Source organism: Desulfocurvus sp. DL1XJH-121 (genome assembly GCF_054819825.1).
In genome coordinates this window covers 19,561-35,249 of record NZ_JBTVWW010000020.1, presented here as the reverse complement: position 1 = coordinate 35,249, position 15,689 = coordinate 19,561, and the positions used below count along the sequence as shown (strand labels likewise).

At 67.6% G+C, this 15,689-nt stretch carries 12 protein-coding genes; 1 reads left to right on the top strand and 11 read right to left on the bottom strand.

The window, feature by feature from the left end:
- Positions 1 to 10: 10 nt before the first annotated feature.
- The 8 genes from ACYYG1_RS13305 to ilvD form a co-directional block, all read right to left on the bottom strand.
- Positions 11 to 1,315, bottom strand: a complete 1,305-nt coding sequence (locus tag ACYYG1_RS13305; RefSeq protein ID WP_461210813.1) for an RsmB/NOP family class I SAM-dependent RNA methyltransferase — start codon at positions 1,313 to 1,315, stop codon at positions 11 to 13.
- Between the two features lie 9 nt (positions 1,316 to 1,324).
- The gene (locus ACYYG1_RS13300) at positions 1,325 to 2,155 is read right to left on the bottom strand and encodes a DUF116 domain-containing protein (protein ID WP_461210812.1); all 831 of its coding nucleotides are present in this window, start codon (positions 2,153 to 2,155) and stop codon (positions 1,325 to 1,327) included.
- A gap of 95 nt (positions 2,156 to 2,250) precedes the next feature.
- On the bottom strand, positions 2,251 to 3,255 hold the full coding sequence (gene fmt / locus ACYYG1_RS13295; RefSeq protein ID WP_461210811.1) for a methionyl-tRNA formyltransferase: 1,005 nt from the start codon (positions 3,253 to 3,255) through the stop codon (positions 2,251 to 2,253).
- A complete protein-coding gene (def, locus tag ACYYG1_RS13290; protein ID WP_461210810.1) occupies positions 3,231 to 3,743 on the bottom strand; it encodes a peptide deformylase in 513 nt (170 codons plus the stop codon). Before def ends, fmt begins: the two co-directional genes overlap by 25 nt.
- Before the next feature lie 16 nt (positions 3,744 to 3,759).
- The gene (gene aspS, locus ACYYG1_RS13285) at positions 3,760 to 5,574 is read right to left on the bottom strand and encodes an aspartate--tRNA ligase (protein ID WP_461210809.1); all 1,815 of its coding nucleotides are present in this window, start codon (positions 5,572 to 5,574) and stop codon (positions 3,760 to 3,762) included.
- A 245-nt stretch (positions 5,575 to 5,819) separates the two neighbouring features.
- On the bottom strand, positions 5,820 to 7,070 hold the full coding sequence (hisS, locus tag ACYYG1_RS13280) for a histidine--tRNA ligase (RefSeq protein WP_461210808.1): 1,251 nt from the start codon (positions 7,068 to 7,070) through the stop codon (positions 5,820 to 5,822).
- Between the two features lie 125 nt (positions 7,071 to 7,195).
- Positions 7,196 to 7,936 carry a class I SAM-dependent methyltransferase gene (locus ACYYG1_RS13275; RefSeq protein WP_461210807.1) on the bottom strand — a complete coding sequence of 247 codons (741 nt, stop codon included), beginning with the start codon at positions 7,934 to 7,936 and terminating at the stop codon, positions 7,196 to 7,198.
- Positions 7,937 to 8,010: 74 nt separating this feature from the next.
- Positions 8,011 to 9,666: a dihydroxy-acid dehydratase gene (gene ilvD / locus ACYYG1_RS13270; protein WP_461210806.1), complete on the bottom strand. Its 1,656-nt coding sequence runs from the start codon at positions 9,664 to 9,666 to the stop codon at positions 8,011 to 8,013.
- A gap of 296 nt (positions 9,667 to 9,962) precedes the next feature.
- Here ilvD and ACYYG1_RS13265 point away from each other — a divergent pair, with 296 nt between their 5' ends.
- Positions 9,963 to 10,619: a hypothetical protein gene (locus ACYYG1_RS13265; RefSeq protein ID WP_461210805.1), complete on the top strand. Its 657-nt coding sequence runs from the start codon at positions 9,963 to 9,965 to the stop codon at positions 10,617 to 10,619.
- A 99-nt stretch (positions 10,620 to 10,718) separates the two neighbouring features.
- Here ACYYG1_RS13265 and ACYYG1_RS13260 read toward each other — a convergent pair whose 3' ends face one another.
- From ACYYG1_RS13260 to ACYYG1_RS13250, 3 genes are all read right to left on the bottom strand, one after another.
- Positions 10,719 to 12,167: a 4-hydroxyphenylacetate 3-hydroxylase family protein gene (locus ACYYG1_RS13260; RefSeq protein ID WP_461210804.1), complete on the bottom strand. Its 1,449-nt coding sequence runs from the start codon at positions 12,165 to 12,167 to the stop codon at positions 10,719 to 10,721.
- A 361-nt stretch (positions 12,168 to 12,528) separates the two neighbouring features.
- Positions 12,529 to 14,262: a sigma-54 interaction domain-containing protein gene (locus ACYYG1_RS13255; RefSeq protein ID WP_461210803.1), complete on the bottom strand. Its 1,734-nt coding sequence runs from the start codon at positions 14,260 to 14,262 to the stop codon at positions 12,529 to 12,531.
- A 102-nt stretch (positions 14,263 to 14,364) separates the two neighbouring features.
- Positions 14,365 to 15,534, bottom strand: coding sequence for a pyridoxal phosphate-dependent aminotransferase (locus ACYYG1_RS13250; protein ID WP_461210802.1), 1,170 nt, complete (start codon positions 15,532 to 15,534; stop codon positions 14,365 to 14,367).
- Positions 15,535 to 15,689: the final 155 nt, after the last annotated feature.

Here is a 15,689-nt window from a genome sequence, read left to right as displayed (position 1 = left end):
GACAGGGCGTTCAGGGGGCCGTGAGGGAGGCGGCGTAGAAAAACTCGCGCAGGGGCGAGTCCGGCAGGGTCTGGAACTCGGAGCCCAGGACATAGCCGGGATGCCGCTCCAGGAAGGCGCGAACCTGATCCTGGTTTTCCGCAGGGTTCAGGGTGCAGGTCATGTAGGCCAGGGTTCCGCCCGGGGCCAGGGTGGCGGCGCAGGCGTCAAGGATGCGGGCCTGCACGCGCACCAGCCCGTCGATGTCCTCGGGGGCGCGCTTGAGCTTGGTGTCCGGTCTGCGGGATATCACGCCCAGGCCCGAGCAGGGCGCGTCCACGAGCACGGCCCCGAAGGGCCGCGTGGCCGGGGCGCCCAGGTCCGCGCGGCAGCGCACGGGCAGGATGGAATCCACGCCCAGGCGGCGCAGCTCCCGGGACAGGCCGCGGATGCGCGCCTTGCTGGGGTCCGTGGCCAGGATGGGCGCCAGCCCCAGGTCCGCCAGAAGCAAAGACTTGCCGCCGCGTCCTGCGCAGGCGTCCCACACGGGCCCCCGCCACTGCCGCGGCCCGAGGGCCGCGAGGGCCTGCTGACCGGCTAGGCTCTGGCGCACCATGGCCCCGGAGTCCAGAAGTTCGCGCAGATCGTCGGGCGCGTGGGCCAGGGCCGCGCCGTTGGCAAGGGCCAGGACGCAGTCCTCGGACCCGGCCAGTTCCCCAAGGCGGTCCTCCCCGCCGGGGCGGGCGCGTAGCCCCAGGGGCGGGGCCTGCACGGACGCGGTCAGGTAGGCCTCGGCCCGCTCCGGACCGTAGCCCTCGGTCCACAAGCGGACCAGCCACAGCGGAGCGGAATGCAGGCGCGCGAGAAGCTCGTCCCGGTCCGGTCCGTCCTCTGAAAATACGGCGGGGTCGTCCGCATCCGCGCCCAGGTCCGCCAGGCGGCGCAGCACCGCGTTGGCGACCTTGGCCAGGCGCGGATTGATGGCCTGCTTCACGTGCTCCACGCACCAGTCCACGGAGGCGTAGGCGGGAATGCGCTCCAGATGCAGAATTTCGTAGGCCGCCACGGCCAGGGCCAGGCGCATGGGCATGGGCAGGCCCTCGGGGTCCGGGAGGTGCCGGGCCAGGAGCCAGTCCAGCCGGGCCTTGAAGCGCAGGGTGCCGTAGGCCAGCTCCGTGGCCAGGGCGGCGTCGCGGGGGTCCAGGCCGGCCGCGTTCAGGGCCTGGTCCAGGGCGGCCTGGATGTCCGACCCGCGCAGGCAGGAATGCAGGGCCGCCAGGGCGGCTTTGCGGGCCGGGGGCGGAGTGGGGTGGCCGTTGCGGCGGGAACGGGCCATGGCGGGCTCCTAGGCTTCCGGGGAGGGCGGCAGTGTTCCGGGTGCCAGGAAGCGTCTGAGGGACGTTTCCAGCTCTTCCAGGGAGACGTTGGTGTCAAGGCAGGGGCCGTGGGGCCGCTGGTTCATGACCCCGAAGCAGGGCAGGGGGTAGACGTCCTGGATGCCGCTGGACAGGTCGCGCTCGCAGGCCACGGCGATGATCATGCGGGGCCTGATCTGGACCACGATGCGCCGGGCGATGGTCCCGCCCGTTGCGATGGCCAAGTGCACCCCGTAGTGCTCGGAGCAATCCAGCAACGCGGCGATGGGGCACTTGCCGCAGCGCTTGCAGTTGTTCACGTCGTAGGTCAGGCGCATTTCGCAGCGGCTGTTCTGCAGGCAGTGGGGCATGAGCAGCAGGATTTCCGAGGGCTGGTAGCGCCCGGCCTCGCTCTGCACCAGCTCGTTGTTGACCTTGATGAAGGACGAGCGGACCCGCTGCTTGGAGATGCCCAGCGCCTTGCCCAGCAACACCATCATGGGCAGGAAGAGCTTGATGATCAGCCCGCGCAGGCGGCGGGTGTAGGGCAGGCTGCGGCCGAGAAGGATGTTCAGCACCAGGCCCAGGGAGGCCCAGCCGATGAGCAGGATCAGCGTCCCCACCAAGAGGCCCAGGACCCAGGGGGCCAGGGGGTGGATGTTGGACAGCCCGACGAAGGGGATGACCCACAAGAGGACCAGGAAGGTGCACAGCAGCATGGACGCGCCCGTGATCAGGCCGATGAACAGGCGCTTGCGGGCCAAGCCCGCGTTCTGGTCCTGGGCGTCGAAGCGTTCCAGGGTGGTGGGTTTCTTTTTCATGGTGGAGATGCCGTTGTGCCGGTTCGAAAGACTCTGTCCCGCCAGGATGCGATATGAGCAGGCGGGGCGGGAAATGTCAACGTGCGAACTGGTTATCAGCCCTTGCAGGACGGGGGTTGCTGCGGAGTCGGGCAATTGTTCATGTAGCCGCAGGCAAAGGCCGTGGCGTCCATGAGCTTGCGGCCCGAGGGCTTCAGCGAGGGCACGAGATAGGCCCGGTCCGCGCAGGCGATGGCCAGCATGCCGTCCACTACGCCTAGGATGGTCCCGGGCTCGGGCCGGGGCTCGGCGAGCTCGTCCCCGACGCGGCCGGGGGTCAGCACCAGGCGCAGGGCCTTGCCGCCAGGGGCCGCGCCCCAGGTGAAGAAGGCCCCAGGCCAGGGGTGCATGGCGCGGGCCCGGTCGTGGACCTCCTGAGCGGTGCGGGTCCAGTCCAGCTCGCCCTCGGCCTTTTCCAGCTTGGGCGCGTAGGTGGCCAGGGCGTCGTCCTGGGGCACGCGCACCAGGCGGTTCTCGCGTAGGCGCTCGATGGCCTCCACGATCATGCGCCCGCCCATGTCGGCCAGGTCGTCGTGCAGGGTCTCGGCCGTGTCGTACATGCCGATGGTCATGGACCGGGCGTGCAGGATGTCGCCGGTGTCCATGCCCGCGTCCATCCGCATGATGGTGATGCCCGTGGAGGTCTCGCCGTTTAGGATGGCCCGCTGGATGGGGGCCGCGCCGCGGTACTTGGGCAGCAGGGAGCCGTGCACGTTCAGCGCGCCCAGGCGCGGGACGTCCAGCACGCGCTGGGGCAGGATCAGGCCGTAGGCCGCCACCACCAGGAGGTCCGGCGCGAGGGCGGCCAGCTCGGCCACGGCCTCGTCGGACTTGAAATTCTCGGGCTGGTGCACGGGGATGCCGTGCTCCAGGGCGCAGACCTTGACGTCGGAAGGCTTGCAGGCCTGGCCCCGGCCGCAGGGGCGGTCGGGCTGGGTATACACGCCGATGACGGACACGCCGTCAAAGGCCAGGAGGTGCTCCAGGCTGACCTGGGCGAATTCCGGGGTGCCCATGAAGACCACCTTGAGGGGGTCTAGTCCTCGCTGCTGCGCATCCATTTGCGGACCTTCTTGTCGTACATGGAGCGTTTCAGGCGGCTGATGTGGTCGATGAACAGCCTGCCCTCCAGGTGGTCCAGCTCATGCTGCAGGCACACGGCCATGAGGTCCTCGCCCTCGATGGTCACGGGCTGGCCGTCCAGGTCCGTGGCCTCCACGGTCACGGCGGCCGAACGGCGCACCTTGGCCCGCATCCCGGCCACGGACAGGCAGCCTTCCTCGGTCTCCACCGTGTCCGGGCATTTCTCGGTGATTTTCGGGTTGACCAGTACGCGCAGGTCCTCGCGCCTGTCCGGCCCGGTGATGTCTATGACGACCAGGCGACAGGACTCGCCCACCTGGGGCGCGGCCAGGCCGATGCCGTCGTTGGCGTACATGGTTTCGGCCATGTCCTCGGCCAGTTGCCTGAGCTCCGGGGTGATCTCGGTGATCTCCTCGGCGCGCTGGGCCAGGACCGGGTCGGGGTAGACGCTGAGTGTGCGTTTCATGGCTGCTCCGTGGTTCCTACTCGCTCTTGGTTTCGCGCAGGCGGATGTGCAGTTCCCTGAGCTGCTTGGTGTCCACGGCGCCGGGGGCCTCGCTCATCAGGCAGGTGCCCCTCTGGGTCTTGGGGAAGGCGATGACGTCGCGGATGGACGAGGACCCGCACAGGATCATGATAAGGCGGTCCAGGCCGAAGGCAATGCCTCCGTGGGGCGGCGCGCCGAACTCCAGGGCCTCCAGCAGGAAGCCGAACTTTGCCTGGGCTTCCTCCTCGCCGATGCCCAGCGCCTTGAACATGGCCTGCTGGACTTCCTGGGTGTGGATGCGGATGGAGCCGCCGCCGATCTCGTGGCCGTTGAGCACCATGTCGTAGGCCTTGGACAGGGCCTGGCCGGGGTTCTCCGTCAGGTCCCTGGGGTCCGTGGGCGCGGTGAAGGGATGGTGCAGGGCCTGCCAGCGCTTTTCCTCGGCGTCCCACTCCATGAGGGGGAAGTCCGTGACCCACAGGGGGTTGAAGGTGCCCTCCTCGATGAGGCCCAGGCGCTCGGCCAGCTCGTTGCGCAGGTTGCCGAGCGCCGCGTTGACCATGTCCGCGGGACCGGCCTGGAAGAACACGATGTCCCCCACCTGCATGCCCAGGGCCTTGGCCAGCCCGGCCTTTTCCTCGTCGGAGAAGAATTTGACGATGGGCGACTGCCACTCGTCCTCGGATTTGACCTTGATCCAGGCCAGGCCCTTGGCGCCGTAGATCTTCACGAACTCGGTGAGGTCGTCGATTTCCTTGCGGGACATGTCCACGCCGCTGGGCACGCGCATGCCCTTGACCAGCTCGGCCTGGGCGAAGAGCTTGAACCCGCCGCCGTGCACGATCTCGGTCACGTCCTTGAGGCGAAGGTCGAAGCGGGTGTCCGGCTTGTCCAGGCCGTAGTCGCGCATGGCCTCGTGCCAGGTCATGCGCGGGAAGGGCTCGGGCAGGGCCAGGTCCATGGTCTCGGCGAACAGGCGGCGGATCATGGTCTCGGCCATGTTCATGACCTGCTCCTGGTCCACGAAGCTCATCTCGCAGTCGATCTGCGTGAATTCGGGCTGGCGGTCGGCGCGCAGGTCCTCGTCGCGGAAGCAGCGGGCCACTTGGTAGTAGCGCTCCATGCCCGAGACCATGAGCAGCTGCTTGAAGAGCTGCGGGGACTGGGGCAGGGCGTAGAACTGGCCGTCGTTGAGGCGGCTGGGCACCAGGAAGTCCCGCGCGCCCTCGGGGGTGGACTTGTTGAGGATCGGGGTCTCGATCTCCAAAAAGCCCTGCTCGTCCAGGTAGCGGCGGACGCTCTGCACGGCCTTGTGCCGGAACTGGAAGTTGGCGGCCAGCTTGGGACGGCGCAGGTCCAGGTAGCGGTACTTGAGGCGCAGGTTCTCCGAGGCGTCCACGCGGTTCTCGATGGCGAAGGGCGTGGTCTTGGAGGTGTTGAGCAGCTTCCAGTCCGTGACCACCACCTCGACGTCGCCGGTGACCATGTTCTTGTTGTGCATGCCCTCGGGGCGCTCGCGCACCACGCCCTTGATGGCCAGCACGTATTCCGTGCGCAGCACGTGGGCCTCTTCGTGGGCCTTGGCGTTGTAGTCCGGGGAGAACACCACCTGGGTCAGGCCGTTGCGGTCGCGCAGGTCGATGAAGATCAGGCCGCCGTGGTCCCGGCGGTACTGGGCCCAGCCCATGAGGCAGACCTCGGCACCGATGTTACCGGCGGTGAGCTCGCAGCAGTGGTGGGTGCGGCGCCACCCGTCCAGGGCGCTGATGTATTTCTGATGCTCTTTTTGGATGTCGTAGGTCTCTTCCATGGGATGTCCTTTGTTCTCTCCGGGCTGCGGTTGGGCCTTTTCGCCTCGCAAGGCGGGAAATGGCCCTGGCTTGGCTTGTGCCGCGTTTTGGGGCGGTTGACGACCCCCAGGTCGAAAATCGCCGGAAAATGCGCCAGAAGCAGAAACTTCGTTTTTATGTCAACATGCTAAAATTGTTAGAGAAAGGTTAGATTCGTTCGAGGGAGGCCGAATCCGCCTTTTTCCAGAGTATCAAACGAAAAAAACTAGGAAATTTCTAGACAATCAGGGATTTCGTTCTGCCCCACTGTCCGTTGTTCGCCGCTGGCCATGTCCTTGACCGTCACGGTGTTGCTGGCGATCTCCTCGTCGCCGAGGATCAGGCAGAACCGGGCCTCGGACTTGTCCGCCGCGCGCATGCGGCTCTTCATGCTGCCCGAGGAGAACCCGGCCTCGCCGCCGAGGCCCTCGGCGCGCAGGCGCTGGGCCAGGGCCAGGGCCGGGGTGGCGGCCTCGGGCGCGAGCACGGCCACGTAGAAGTCGGGCCGCGCCTCGGGCGCGTCGGCGGCCAAAAGCGCCAGGCGCTCCATGCCGATGGCGAATCCCGTGGCCGGGACGTCCGGGCCGCCCAGCTGCTTGATGAGCCCGTCGTAGCGCCCGCCGCCGGCCACGGCTGTCTGCGCGCCGATGTCCGTGCTGGTGACCTCGAAGGTCAGGCCCACGTAGTAGTCCAGCCCGCGCACCAGGCGCTGGTTCTTGACGTAGTCCACGTTCGCGGCGTCCAGGATGCCCAGGATCTCTTGGTAGGAGTCGCGGCAGCCGTCGCAGAGGCAGTCCTCGATGGACGGCGCGTCCTTGGTCAGCTCGCGGCAGCGCTCCACCTTGCAGTCCAAGACGCGCAGGGGGTTGGTCTTCGCCCGGCGCTTGCAGTCGTCGCAGAGCTCGTCGAAATGCTCCAGTCCGGCAAAGAAGTCCACCAGGGCCTGGCGGTGGGTCGGGCGGCACTCGCGGCAGCCCAGCGAGTTGACCTCGAAGGTCAGTTGCTTGAGGCCCAGTTCGCGCAGGTAGGCGTTGAGCATCAGCACCAGCTCGGCGTCGGCCTGGGGCTCGCTGGCCCCGATCATCTCCACGTCCAGCTGGTGGAACTGGCGCATGCGGCCCTTTTGCGGCCGCTCGTAGCGGAACATGGGGCCGAAGGTGAAGAGCTTGGAGACCTTGCCCGGCTGGTGCAGCTTGTTCTCGATGAAGGCGCGCATCAGGCCCGCGGTGGCCTCGGGGCGCAGGGTCAGGCTGCGGCCCTTGCGGTCGTCGAAGGTGTACATCTCCTTCTGCACCACGTCGGTCTCCTCGCCGATGGAGCGGGCGAAGAGCCCCGTGGGCTCCATGATGGGAATGCGCACCTCGTCGTAGCCGTAGCGGCTAAACAGGGCCCGGGCCGTATTTTCCAGCAGGGCGAACTTCGTGCTCTCGGGCGGGAACATGTCCGCCACGCCCTTGATCTTCTGTATGCTTTGCATTGCGTATCAAGCCGGTGAAGTGAAAGATTTCCAAAAAGGGTCCAAGCCGCTTGCAGTTAGTCCAAAGCGGCCCAAATGTCAAAACAGGGCCCGCGCGGCGGGCGCAAAGGGGCGTGCGGAGGCCGCTATGCGGTGGAGTTGGACAGGGCGTAGAGGGGGCTGAGGGGTTTTTCCCCGGCGAAGTCCACGCGCAGCGCGCCGTAAGCCCCCAGGGGCAGGGGGTAGACCCAGCGGTTCAGCCAGCCGAAGGGCGGGGTCTCGCGCCAGGACCAGATGGGCCCGGGCAGCACGGCTCCGCAGCTGATGGGTTTGGGGCCCGTGGCTTCCAGCACCAGGCGGCGCACCTCGCGGCAGGAGAACCAGCGCGCCTCGATGAGCGCCCCGCTGCCCCCCTTCCAGGGCCAGGACACGCCGTGGCTGTAGTAGTACAGGGAATAGCGGTTCAAAAACGCCACCAAGATGCCGTACTTGGCCACCCGCCGGGCTTCCCGCAGGGCCGTGAGCGGATTCTCGCAGAACTCCAGCACCGTGAGCAGGGACACGTAGTCGAACTCGTCGTCGCCAAAGGGCAGGTGTTCGGCCCGGCCCAGGTGGTAGGCGGCGTGGGGGCCCAGCCTGCGCCGCGCCGCGCCCAGCATGTCCGGGGAGGCGTCCAGGCCCGAGACGTCGAAGCCCATCTCCCAGAACAGCTTCATGAAGACCCCGGGCCCGCAGCCCACGTCCAGCAGGCGCTGGCCGCGCCGGGGCCAGGGCGAAACCAGGCGCTCGATGAGACGCCGCTCGCGCGAGAGCGCAAAGGACCCCTCGGGCGTCTGAAACCACGCCTCGTAGCGGTCCACCGCGCTGCCGTCCCATCTGTTGGCCATGGCCGTGATCCCCGGTGTCGAAGAGTTTTTGTGGCGGCCCCGTACGCGCGCGTACGGGGCCGCCACGGCGTTTTTTATTTGTAGCGCGCGCCCTGGGCCGCCGAGCGCACCTGCGCGCCGTAGCGGCGCAGGAACGGCGAATCCAGGACCTTCTGCGGCAGCACCAGGGACTCGCGGCGCTTGGCCAGCTCGGCCTCGTCCACCTTGAGCTCCAGCTTGCGGCCGGGGATGTCGATCTCGATCTCGTCGCCCTCGCGGACCAGGGCGATGGGCCCGCCGTCGGCCGCTTCCGGGGAGATGTGGCCGATGGCCGCGCCGCGCGTGGCGCCGGAGAAGCGCCCGTCGGTGATCAGCGCCACGGAGTTGCCCAGGCCCATGCCGCCGATGTTGGCCGTGGGCGAGAGCATCTCGCGCATGCCCGGGCCGCCCCGGGGCCCCTCGTAGCGGATGACCACGCAGTCCCCGGCCTTGATCTTGGCGTCCAGGATGGCCGCCCCGGCCTCCTCCTCGGAGTCGAAGACCCGCGCCTTGACCGTGCGGCGCATCATCTCCGGGGCCACGGCGGACTGTTTGACCACCGAGCCCTCGGGGGCCAGGTTGCCGGTGAGCACCGCGATGCCGCCCTCCTGGCTGTAGGGCTCGTCGATGGGCCGCACGACCTCGTAGTCCCGCACCTTGGCGCCCAGGGCCTCCAGGTTTTCGCCCAGGGTGCGGCCCGTGACGGTCATCACGTCCAGGTTCAGGAGGTCGCGCTTGACCAGCTCGCTCATCACCGCCGGGATGCCGCCCGCGCGGTGCAGGTCCTCGATGTGGTGCGTGCCCGCCGGGGACAGGTGGCAGAGGTTCGGGGTGCGCTTGCTGACCTCGTCGAAGATTTCCAGGGTCAGGTCCAGGTCCGCCTCGGCGAAGATGGCCGGCAGGTGCAGCACCGTGTTGGTGGAGCAGCCCAGCGCCATGTCCAGGGTCACGGCGTTGGCCACGGACTTGGCCGTGACGATGTCGCGCGGCTTGATGTCCTTGGCCAGGAGGTCCATGACGCGCATGCCCGCGGTCTTGGCCAGGCGCACGCGTTCGGCCGTGACCGCCGGGATGGTGCCGTTGCCGGGCAGGCCCAGGCCGATGGTCTCGGTGAGACAGTTCATGGAGTTGGCCGTGAACATGCCCGAGCACGAGCCGCAGCCCGGGCAGGCGCCCTGCTCCAGGCGGGTCAGCTCGGCCTGGCCGATCTCGCCGCGCTTGGCGCGGCCCACGCCCTCGAACACGTTCATCAGGTCCATGCCGTCCACGCCCGCCATCATGGGGCCGCCGGAGACCACCACCGTGGGGATGTTCAGGCGTAGCGCCGCCATGAGCATGGCGGGCACGATCTTGTCGCAGTTGGGGATCATCACCAGGGCGTCGAAGGGATGCGCCGTGGCCATGATCTCGATGGAGTCGGCGATGATCTCCCGCGAGGGCAGGGAGAACTTCATGCCCGCGTGGTTCATGGCGATGCCGTCGCATACGCCGATGACCGGAAATTCCAGGGGCACGCCGCCGGCCAGGCGCACGCCTTCCTTGGCGGCCTTGGCGATGGTGTGCAGGTGGATATGGCCCGGGATGACCTCGTTGGCGGCGTTGACCACGCCGATGAGGGGACGGTTCATCTCCTCCTCGGTCAGGCCCAGGGCGTAGAGCAGGGAACGATGCGGGGCCTTTTCCAGGCCCTTGGTGATCTTGTGGCTTCTCATGTGTTTTCTCCCGATACAGCCGGTTATTCGAACGACCAGCCTAGAATCCTTTTCTCCGCAGTTCAAGGGCAATCCGCGTATGGCCTCCAGCCCGGGCCCGGCGGTTTCGGACGCCGGGGGGCGGCGTGGCGTTTCCGACTATTATTATTAAACATTCTTAACAGAACAGGCGGAGAAATCCAGGTTGGCGGGGAGGGTTCTTGCAGGATGCCCCGCACAGCCGCTGCCGGCGGCAGAATTTTCCTTGCACGCGACCCTCCCCCCGGGGCCGCGAAACCTGTGCCTAGGAGGCAGAAATGACCATTTCCAGCGTAGACACCAGCACCATGTCCCTGCAGGACATCAAGGACCTGATGCAGGACTCGGGCGTCACCTCCATGGATCTTCTTTCCGAGCTTGGAGGCGACGACGCCAGCATGGAGGACATGCTCCTCCAGGAGTTCGACGCCGACGGCGACGGCGAGCTTTCCGAGGAGGAGGCCGCCGCTCTGCAGGAGAAGCTCGAAAGCATGCGGGACTTCATGGCCCAGATGCTGGAGCAGATGATGGAGAACGCCACCGGCGACAGCGGCGAAACGGCCGTCGAGGTCTCCAGCGACGACGCCACGGGCGTGTCCGGCGGCGAGGAGAGCAGCACCAGCGGCTCCCTGTCCTCGGCCATCGAGGACGCCCTGACCTCGGATTCCACCGACGAGGCCGACGCCAACGGCGACGGCGTGGTCACGGACGAGGAGTTGGCCGAGTTCCTGGGCGTGGACGTGGCGGACCTCGGCTCCGTGCTCAACGCGGCCGCCCAGCCCTCGGACTCCGGAGAGACCGATTCCGGGTCCGACTTCGCCAAGGATCTCATCGCCCAGGCCATCCAGGCCTACCTGCAGAACGCCGACGACACCGCCAGCGAGGGCGCCATGTCCCTGGGCGGCACGTCCGACGGCGTGAACGCCATCGCCTAGCGAAAACCGTTTCACGCGACGCAACGCGCAAGGCCGGTCCTCCATGGGGGAGCCGGCCTTTGTGCGTCGCGCCGCCGTTCGGCGCTCGGCGTTGCCAGGCTATTCTTCGATCTTGCAGAGCTTTTTCGCCGCTTCCTGCTTCTGTTTCATGTTCGCCTGGCGGGCGATCATGATGCGCTGGGCCTGGGGGGAGCCAGCGCCGTGCAGGGATTCCGTCAGGTAGCCCACCGCGGCCGTGCCCAGGGTCAGGTTTTCGATGAGCCGCAGCATGCGGAACCTGTTTTCCGTGTTGGTCCTGGGCGAGGCGCGGTAGTATTTCTCCACCCACTTGCCCACCTCGGGCGAGCGCAGGTCCTGCTCCGAGGGCAGGGTGACCATGAGGCCCCCGGCCACGTCCTGGGCCAGGCGGCTGATCTCGTAGGGGAAGCGGGTCACGTTCTGCTTGCAGACGTTGGCCAGCAGGGTGTCCACCAAGTAGGTCCCGCAGGGTTCCGCCCGCCCCTCGCAGGCGCAGGCCACGGAACAGCTGTACAGGGTCTCGTTCAGGTGGTTCATCTCGATGATCTTGTCCTTGATGTGCGAGGCGCGCTCCACCCCGTTGTACTCGGCGATGTTCTGGGCCGCGCCGATGAGCACGTCGCCCACCCCGGCTTTGCAGGCGTAGCTCTGGCGGTGGTAGGAGGCGAAGGCCTCCACCAGCTTGCCCGCGAATTCGTGCTCCTTGTACATGAACACGCGGTCCCAGGGCACGAAGACCCCGTCGAAGACCACCAGGGCCTCGTGGCCGCCGTAGATCCGGTTGCCGCAGTCCATGCCGCCCGTCTCGCTTTTGCGGGTGTCGCAGGACTGGCGGCCCAGGATGTAGGTGATGCCCGGGGCGTCGCTGGGCAGGGCGAAGGAGATGGCGTAGTCCTTGTCCTCCTCGCGCATGGCGATGGTGGGCATGACCAGGATCTCGTGGGAGTTGACCGCGCCGGTCTGGTGGGCTTTGGCCCCGCTGACGATGAAGCCGCCGTCCACCTCCCGGACCACGTGCATGAACATGTCGGGGTCGGGCTGCTTGTGGGGGGGCAGGGAGCGGTCGCCCTTGGGGTCGGTCATGGCGCCGTCCACGGTGAGGTCGTTCTCCTGCACGTATGCCAGGTAGTCCAGATAGTTCAGGTGGTAGCGGGTGCCCTTGGCCTGGTCGATGTCGTAGGTCACGATGGACACGGCGTTGAGGGCGTCCATGCCCACGCAGCGCTGGAAGCAGCAGCCGGTCATGGACCCCAGCAGGCGCCCCATCTTGGTCTTGCGCACCAGGTCTTCGGTGTTCTGGTGGATGTGGGTGAAGCGGTTGATCTTTTTGCCGCTGATGTGGGACGTGGCGGTCATCAGGTCTTCATACTGCGGGTTCTGCGCCAGTTCGTAGGTCAGCTTCACCGCGTTCATGGAAGGGCGGATGATGGGGTCGTCCACGACGTTTTCCACTTTCTTGCCGAACATGTACACGTGCAGATTGAGCTTGCGGAGGCTTTCCTCGTACTGCTCGCCGGTCATCATGGGCATTGCCGTACCTCTCGTATGAACGTTGGTTGCAGGACACGAATGCGGACAGCGCATCCAGGCGCAGGCGGCCGGGGCCCCAAGCTCGGGGCGCGGTCCGCCCTCCCTTCGCAAGTTCGGTGCCATGTCCGGCTGGGAGCGGATGGTGTCTTTGGAATGATAAAAATGTGTATTTATCTCAAAACCTTGTCGTGTAATTTAGGACGGCGGAAAGGCGGGGTCGGGGAGCGGGTCTTGCTTTTAAAGCGATGCGTTGGCGCATCGATTTTGGCCTGAAAAAGCACAACCTATTGCCATTGGAGGCGATTTTTGCTGGTGATGGGATTCTTGGCCGATGCGTTTGCGCATCGGGCGGGTGCGGGGGTCAAGGCCGCAGGCCGTGGCGCTTGAGCTTGCGGACCACGGTGGCTTGGTCGATCCCCAGGGCCCGGGCCATCTTGCGGGTGCTCTTGTGCGTCTCCAGTGCCTGTTCGAGGATTCGGCGCTCCAGGTCGTGCAGCGCGGCCTGGAGGGAGCCGGCGGCCAGGAGCGGGGCGGGTGCGGCCCCGGGAGCGAAGCCCTCGGGCAGGTCCCCAGGCCGGATGGCGTCCGAGGGCGTGACCACCACCAGCCGCTCCACGAGGTTCTTCAGCTGGCGGACGTTGCCCGGCCAGTCGTGGCTGGCCAGGATGTCCAGCACCCGGGGCTCGAACCGCTTGCGGCAGCCGTACTGCGCGTTGCAGGCCGCCAGGAAATGGCGGGCCAGGGGGATGATGTCCTCCCTGCGTCGTCTGAGGGCCGGGATGTGGATGGGCACCACCTGCAGCCGGAAGAACAGGTCCGCCCGGAACTCCTTGCGCTCCACCATGGCCTGGAGGTCCCGGTTGGTGGCCGCGATGATCCGCACGTCCACGGGCACGGGCCCGGTGCTGCCCACGCGGATGATCTCGCGCTGTTGCAGGACCCTGAGCAGCTTGGCCTGCAGCCGTTTGGGCAGCTCTCCGATCTCGTCCAGGAACAGGGTCCCCTCGTGGGCCGTTTCGAACAGGCCGGCCTTGCCGTTCCTGCTGGCGCCGGTGAAGGCCCCCGGGACGTAGCCGAACAGTTCGGACTCCAGCAAATGTTCGGGAATGGCCGCGCAGCTGATCTTGACCAGGGGCTTGTCGTGCCGCGGGCCGCGCAGGTGGATCAGGTCGACCAGGTCCTCCTTGCCCACGCCGGATTCGCCCTGGATCAGGATCGTGGCGTCGACCTGGGCCACGCGCACCGCAAGGTCGTAGATCTCCTGCATCGTCTTGGAGCGAGTCAGCGTGTTGGGCCCGTCGCCGCGTCCCTCCCGCAGCTTCTCCAGCTCGCTTTCGTACCGCTCGCGCAGGCTCTCCATGCGCTCCAGGTCGCCTTGCAGGCGGTTGAGCTCCGTGACGTCGCGCACCGTGGTCACCACCAGGGAGATGCCGCCCTGGTCGTCGAAAAACGGATTGCCCGTGACCATCACGGTCTTGCCCGTCTTGTTCGTCTGGATCAGGGTTTCGGTCCGGCGGCTCTGTATGACGCGCAACGTCACGGACTCGTTGAAGAAGTCCATGTCCACAAGGGCCTGCATGCGCTTGCCCAGAACGTCCTCGCGCCGGATGCCGGTGATGCGCTCGTAGGCCTGGTTCACGCGGATGGTGAGGCCCGTCCCGTCGCAGACGTAGATGCCGTCCACGGACGACTCGATGATGGCGTCCAGCTCCTGGTTGATTTGCCTGGTCCGGGCCAGCTCGCTGGATTCGGCCTCGATGCCGGTGATCTCCTGGAGCAGGGCCACGGCCCCGACGACGCGCCCGTCCCTGCGCACGGGGGCGCGGTTGGCGATGAACGTCCGGCCGCCGATGTCCAGCCGCTCCGCCAGCTCCGCCGCGCCGGAGCGCACGGTCTGCATGAGCCGCAGGGGGGCGAGGGCGTCCCGGCAGTCGGTTCCCGCAAGGGCGTCCGGGGTCAGGGAAAACAGGCCCGCCAGGGCCAGGTTCGCGAACACGACGCGGCCGTGGGCGTCAACGGCCGCCACGGGATTGTGCAGGGCGTGGAGACAGGATTCGAAACGGTCGTCGGCTCCCGATGCGTCGCGGTGCGTCATGGCGGTCCCGTCCGGAGGAGGTTCGGGGAGGAGATTCGGGGTGCTGCCAGCCTTGGTTCACAGGTAGCAGGGGAATCCGGGCGGAGCAAGGGCCGGGGGCGCTCAGGCCCGGCTGGCCGTCCAGGCCGCGATGCGGTCGAAGCACTCGCCGAGTTCGGCCTCGTCGCCGCCGTAGGACAGGCGCAGATGGCCCTCGCCGAAGCGCCCGAAGGTGCCGCCGGGGATGGTGATGACCCGGGCCTCGTGGATCAGGCGCGCGGCCAGGGCCAGGGAGGGCTCGTCGGTCATGGCGTAGCGGGCCATGATGTAGAACGCGCCGCCCGGGCGCACGTACCCGAAGTGCGGGGCCAGCTCGTCCAGGCGCTTGCAGGCCAGGTCCCTGCGCCGGGCCAGGGCCTCGCGCATGGCCTCGATTGGCTCCTGCGGGCCCGTGAGGGCGGCCAGGGCCGCTGCCTGGGACGGCGCGGGCGCGCAAATGGCCGTGCAGTCGTGCACCTTGAGCATCTCGGCCATGATGTCCTTGTGCGCGCAGGCGTAGCCCACGCGCCAGCCCGTGAGGGCGTAGCGCTTGGAAAAGCTGTTCACCAGCACCGTGCGCTCGCGCATGCCCGGCAGGGACGTCGGGCTCAGCGGCATGGGGCCGTCGTAGACCAGGGAATCGTAGGTCTCGTCGGTGATCAGATACAGGCCGTGGCGCAGGCAGAAATCCGCCAGCGCGCGCACGTCGTCGTCGGAGAAAACCGCGCCCGTGGGGTTGGAGGGGTTGCAGAAGACCACCGCCTTGGTGCGCGGGGTCACGGCCGCCTCCATGGCCGCCAGATCCAGCCCCCAGTCCTCGGAGCGCAGGGGCACGGCCACGGGCACGCCCTCGGCCAGGGAAACCTGTTCCACGTGCGAGGCGTAGGCCGGGGACGGCAAAAGCACCTCGTCCCCGCGCTCCACCAGGGACAGGATGGCGCACAACAGCGCCTCCATGCCGCCCACGGTGATGGCCACCTCCGTGTCCGGGTCCGCGTGCACGTCCTTTTCCCGGGCCAGCAGGTCGGCCACGGCCTCGCGCAGGGCGGGCAGGCCCGGCTGCAGCGTGTACTTGCCCGAGGACGCGTCCTCGCGCAGACAGCGGCATACGGCCTCCACCACGTGCTCCGGCGTGGCAAAGGACGGCACGCCCTGCCCCAGGGACACGCAGCCGCCCACCTTGGCGGCGATCATGGGCATGAGCTTGGTCTCGGAAATACGAATGGCCTGCACGCGGCGGCTGAAAACGGTCATGGTCTCGTCCTTTGGTTATCCGGGGGGCGCCGCCCCCCGGGCCCCCCGCCAAAGGGGGTAACCCCCTTTGGAATCCCTGTATGGGGGGTGGTCCGGTTGTGCGGGCGCAATCGCGTTGCGCCCCTAGAGGGATTCCCAAGGGGATTATCCCCTTG

What these genes read in the sequence shown, in the direction of transcription:
- aspS (WP_461210809.1), bottom strand. Translation starts at nt 5,574, where the DNA reads ATGGAAGAGACCTACGACATCCAAAAAGAGCATCAGAAATACATCAGC.
- fmt (WP_461210811.1), bottom strand. Translation starts at nt 3,255, where the DNA reads ATGGATGCGCAGCAGCGAGGACTAGACCCCCTCAAGGTGGTCTTCATG.
- ACYYG1_RS13265 (WP_461210805.1), top strand. Translation starts at nt 9,963, where the DNA reads ATGACCATTTCCAGCGTAGACACCAGCACCATGTCCCTGCAGGACATC.
- def (WP_461210810.1), bottom strand. Translation starts at nt 3,743, where the DNA reads ATGAAACGCACACTCAGCGTCTACCCCGACCCGGTCCTGGCCCAGCGC.
- ACYYG1_RS13305 (WP_461210813.1), bottom strand. Translation starts at nt 1,315, where the DNA reads ATGGCCCGTTCCCGCCGCAACGGCCACCCCACTCCGCCCCCGGCCCGC.
- ACYYG1_RS13255 (WP_461210803.1), bottom strand. Translation starts at nt 14,262, where the DNA reads ATGACGCACCGCGACGCATCGGGAGCCGACGACCGTTTCGAATCCTGT.
- ilvD (WP_461210806.1), bottom strand. Translation starts at nt 9,666, where the DNA reads ATGAGAAGCCACAAGATCACCAAGGGCCTGGAAAAGGCCCCGCATCGT.
- ACYYG1_RS13275 (WP_461210807.1), bottom strand. Translation starts at nt 7,936, where the DNA reads ATGGCCAACAGATGGGACGGCAGCGCGGTGGACCGCTACGAGGCGTGG.
- ACYYG1_RS13300 (WP_461210812.1), bottom strand. Translation starts at nt 2,155, where the DNA reads ATGAAAAAGAAACCCACCACCCTGGAACGCTTCGACGCCCAGGACCAG.
- ACYYG1_RS13260 (WP_461210804.1), bottom strand. Translation starts at nt 12,167, where the DNA reads ATGCCCATGATGACCGGCGAGCAGTACGAGGAAAGCCTCCGCAAGCTC.
- ACYYG1_RS13250 (WP_461210802.1), bottom strand. Translation starts at nt 15,534, where the DNA reads ATGACCGTTTTCAGCCGCCGCGTGCAGGCCATTCGTATTTCCGAGACC.
- hisS (WP_461210808.1), bottom strand. Translation starts at nt 7,070, where the DNA reads ATGCAAAGCATACAGAAGATCAAGGGCGTGGCGGACATGTTCCCGCCC.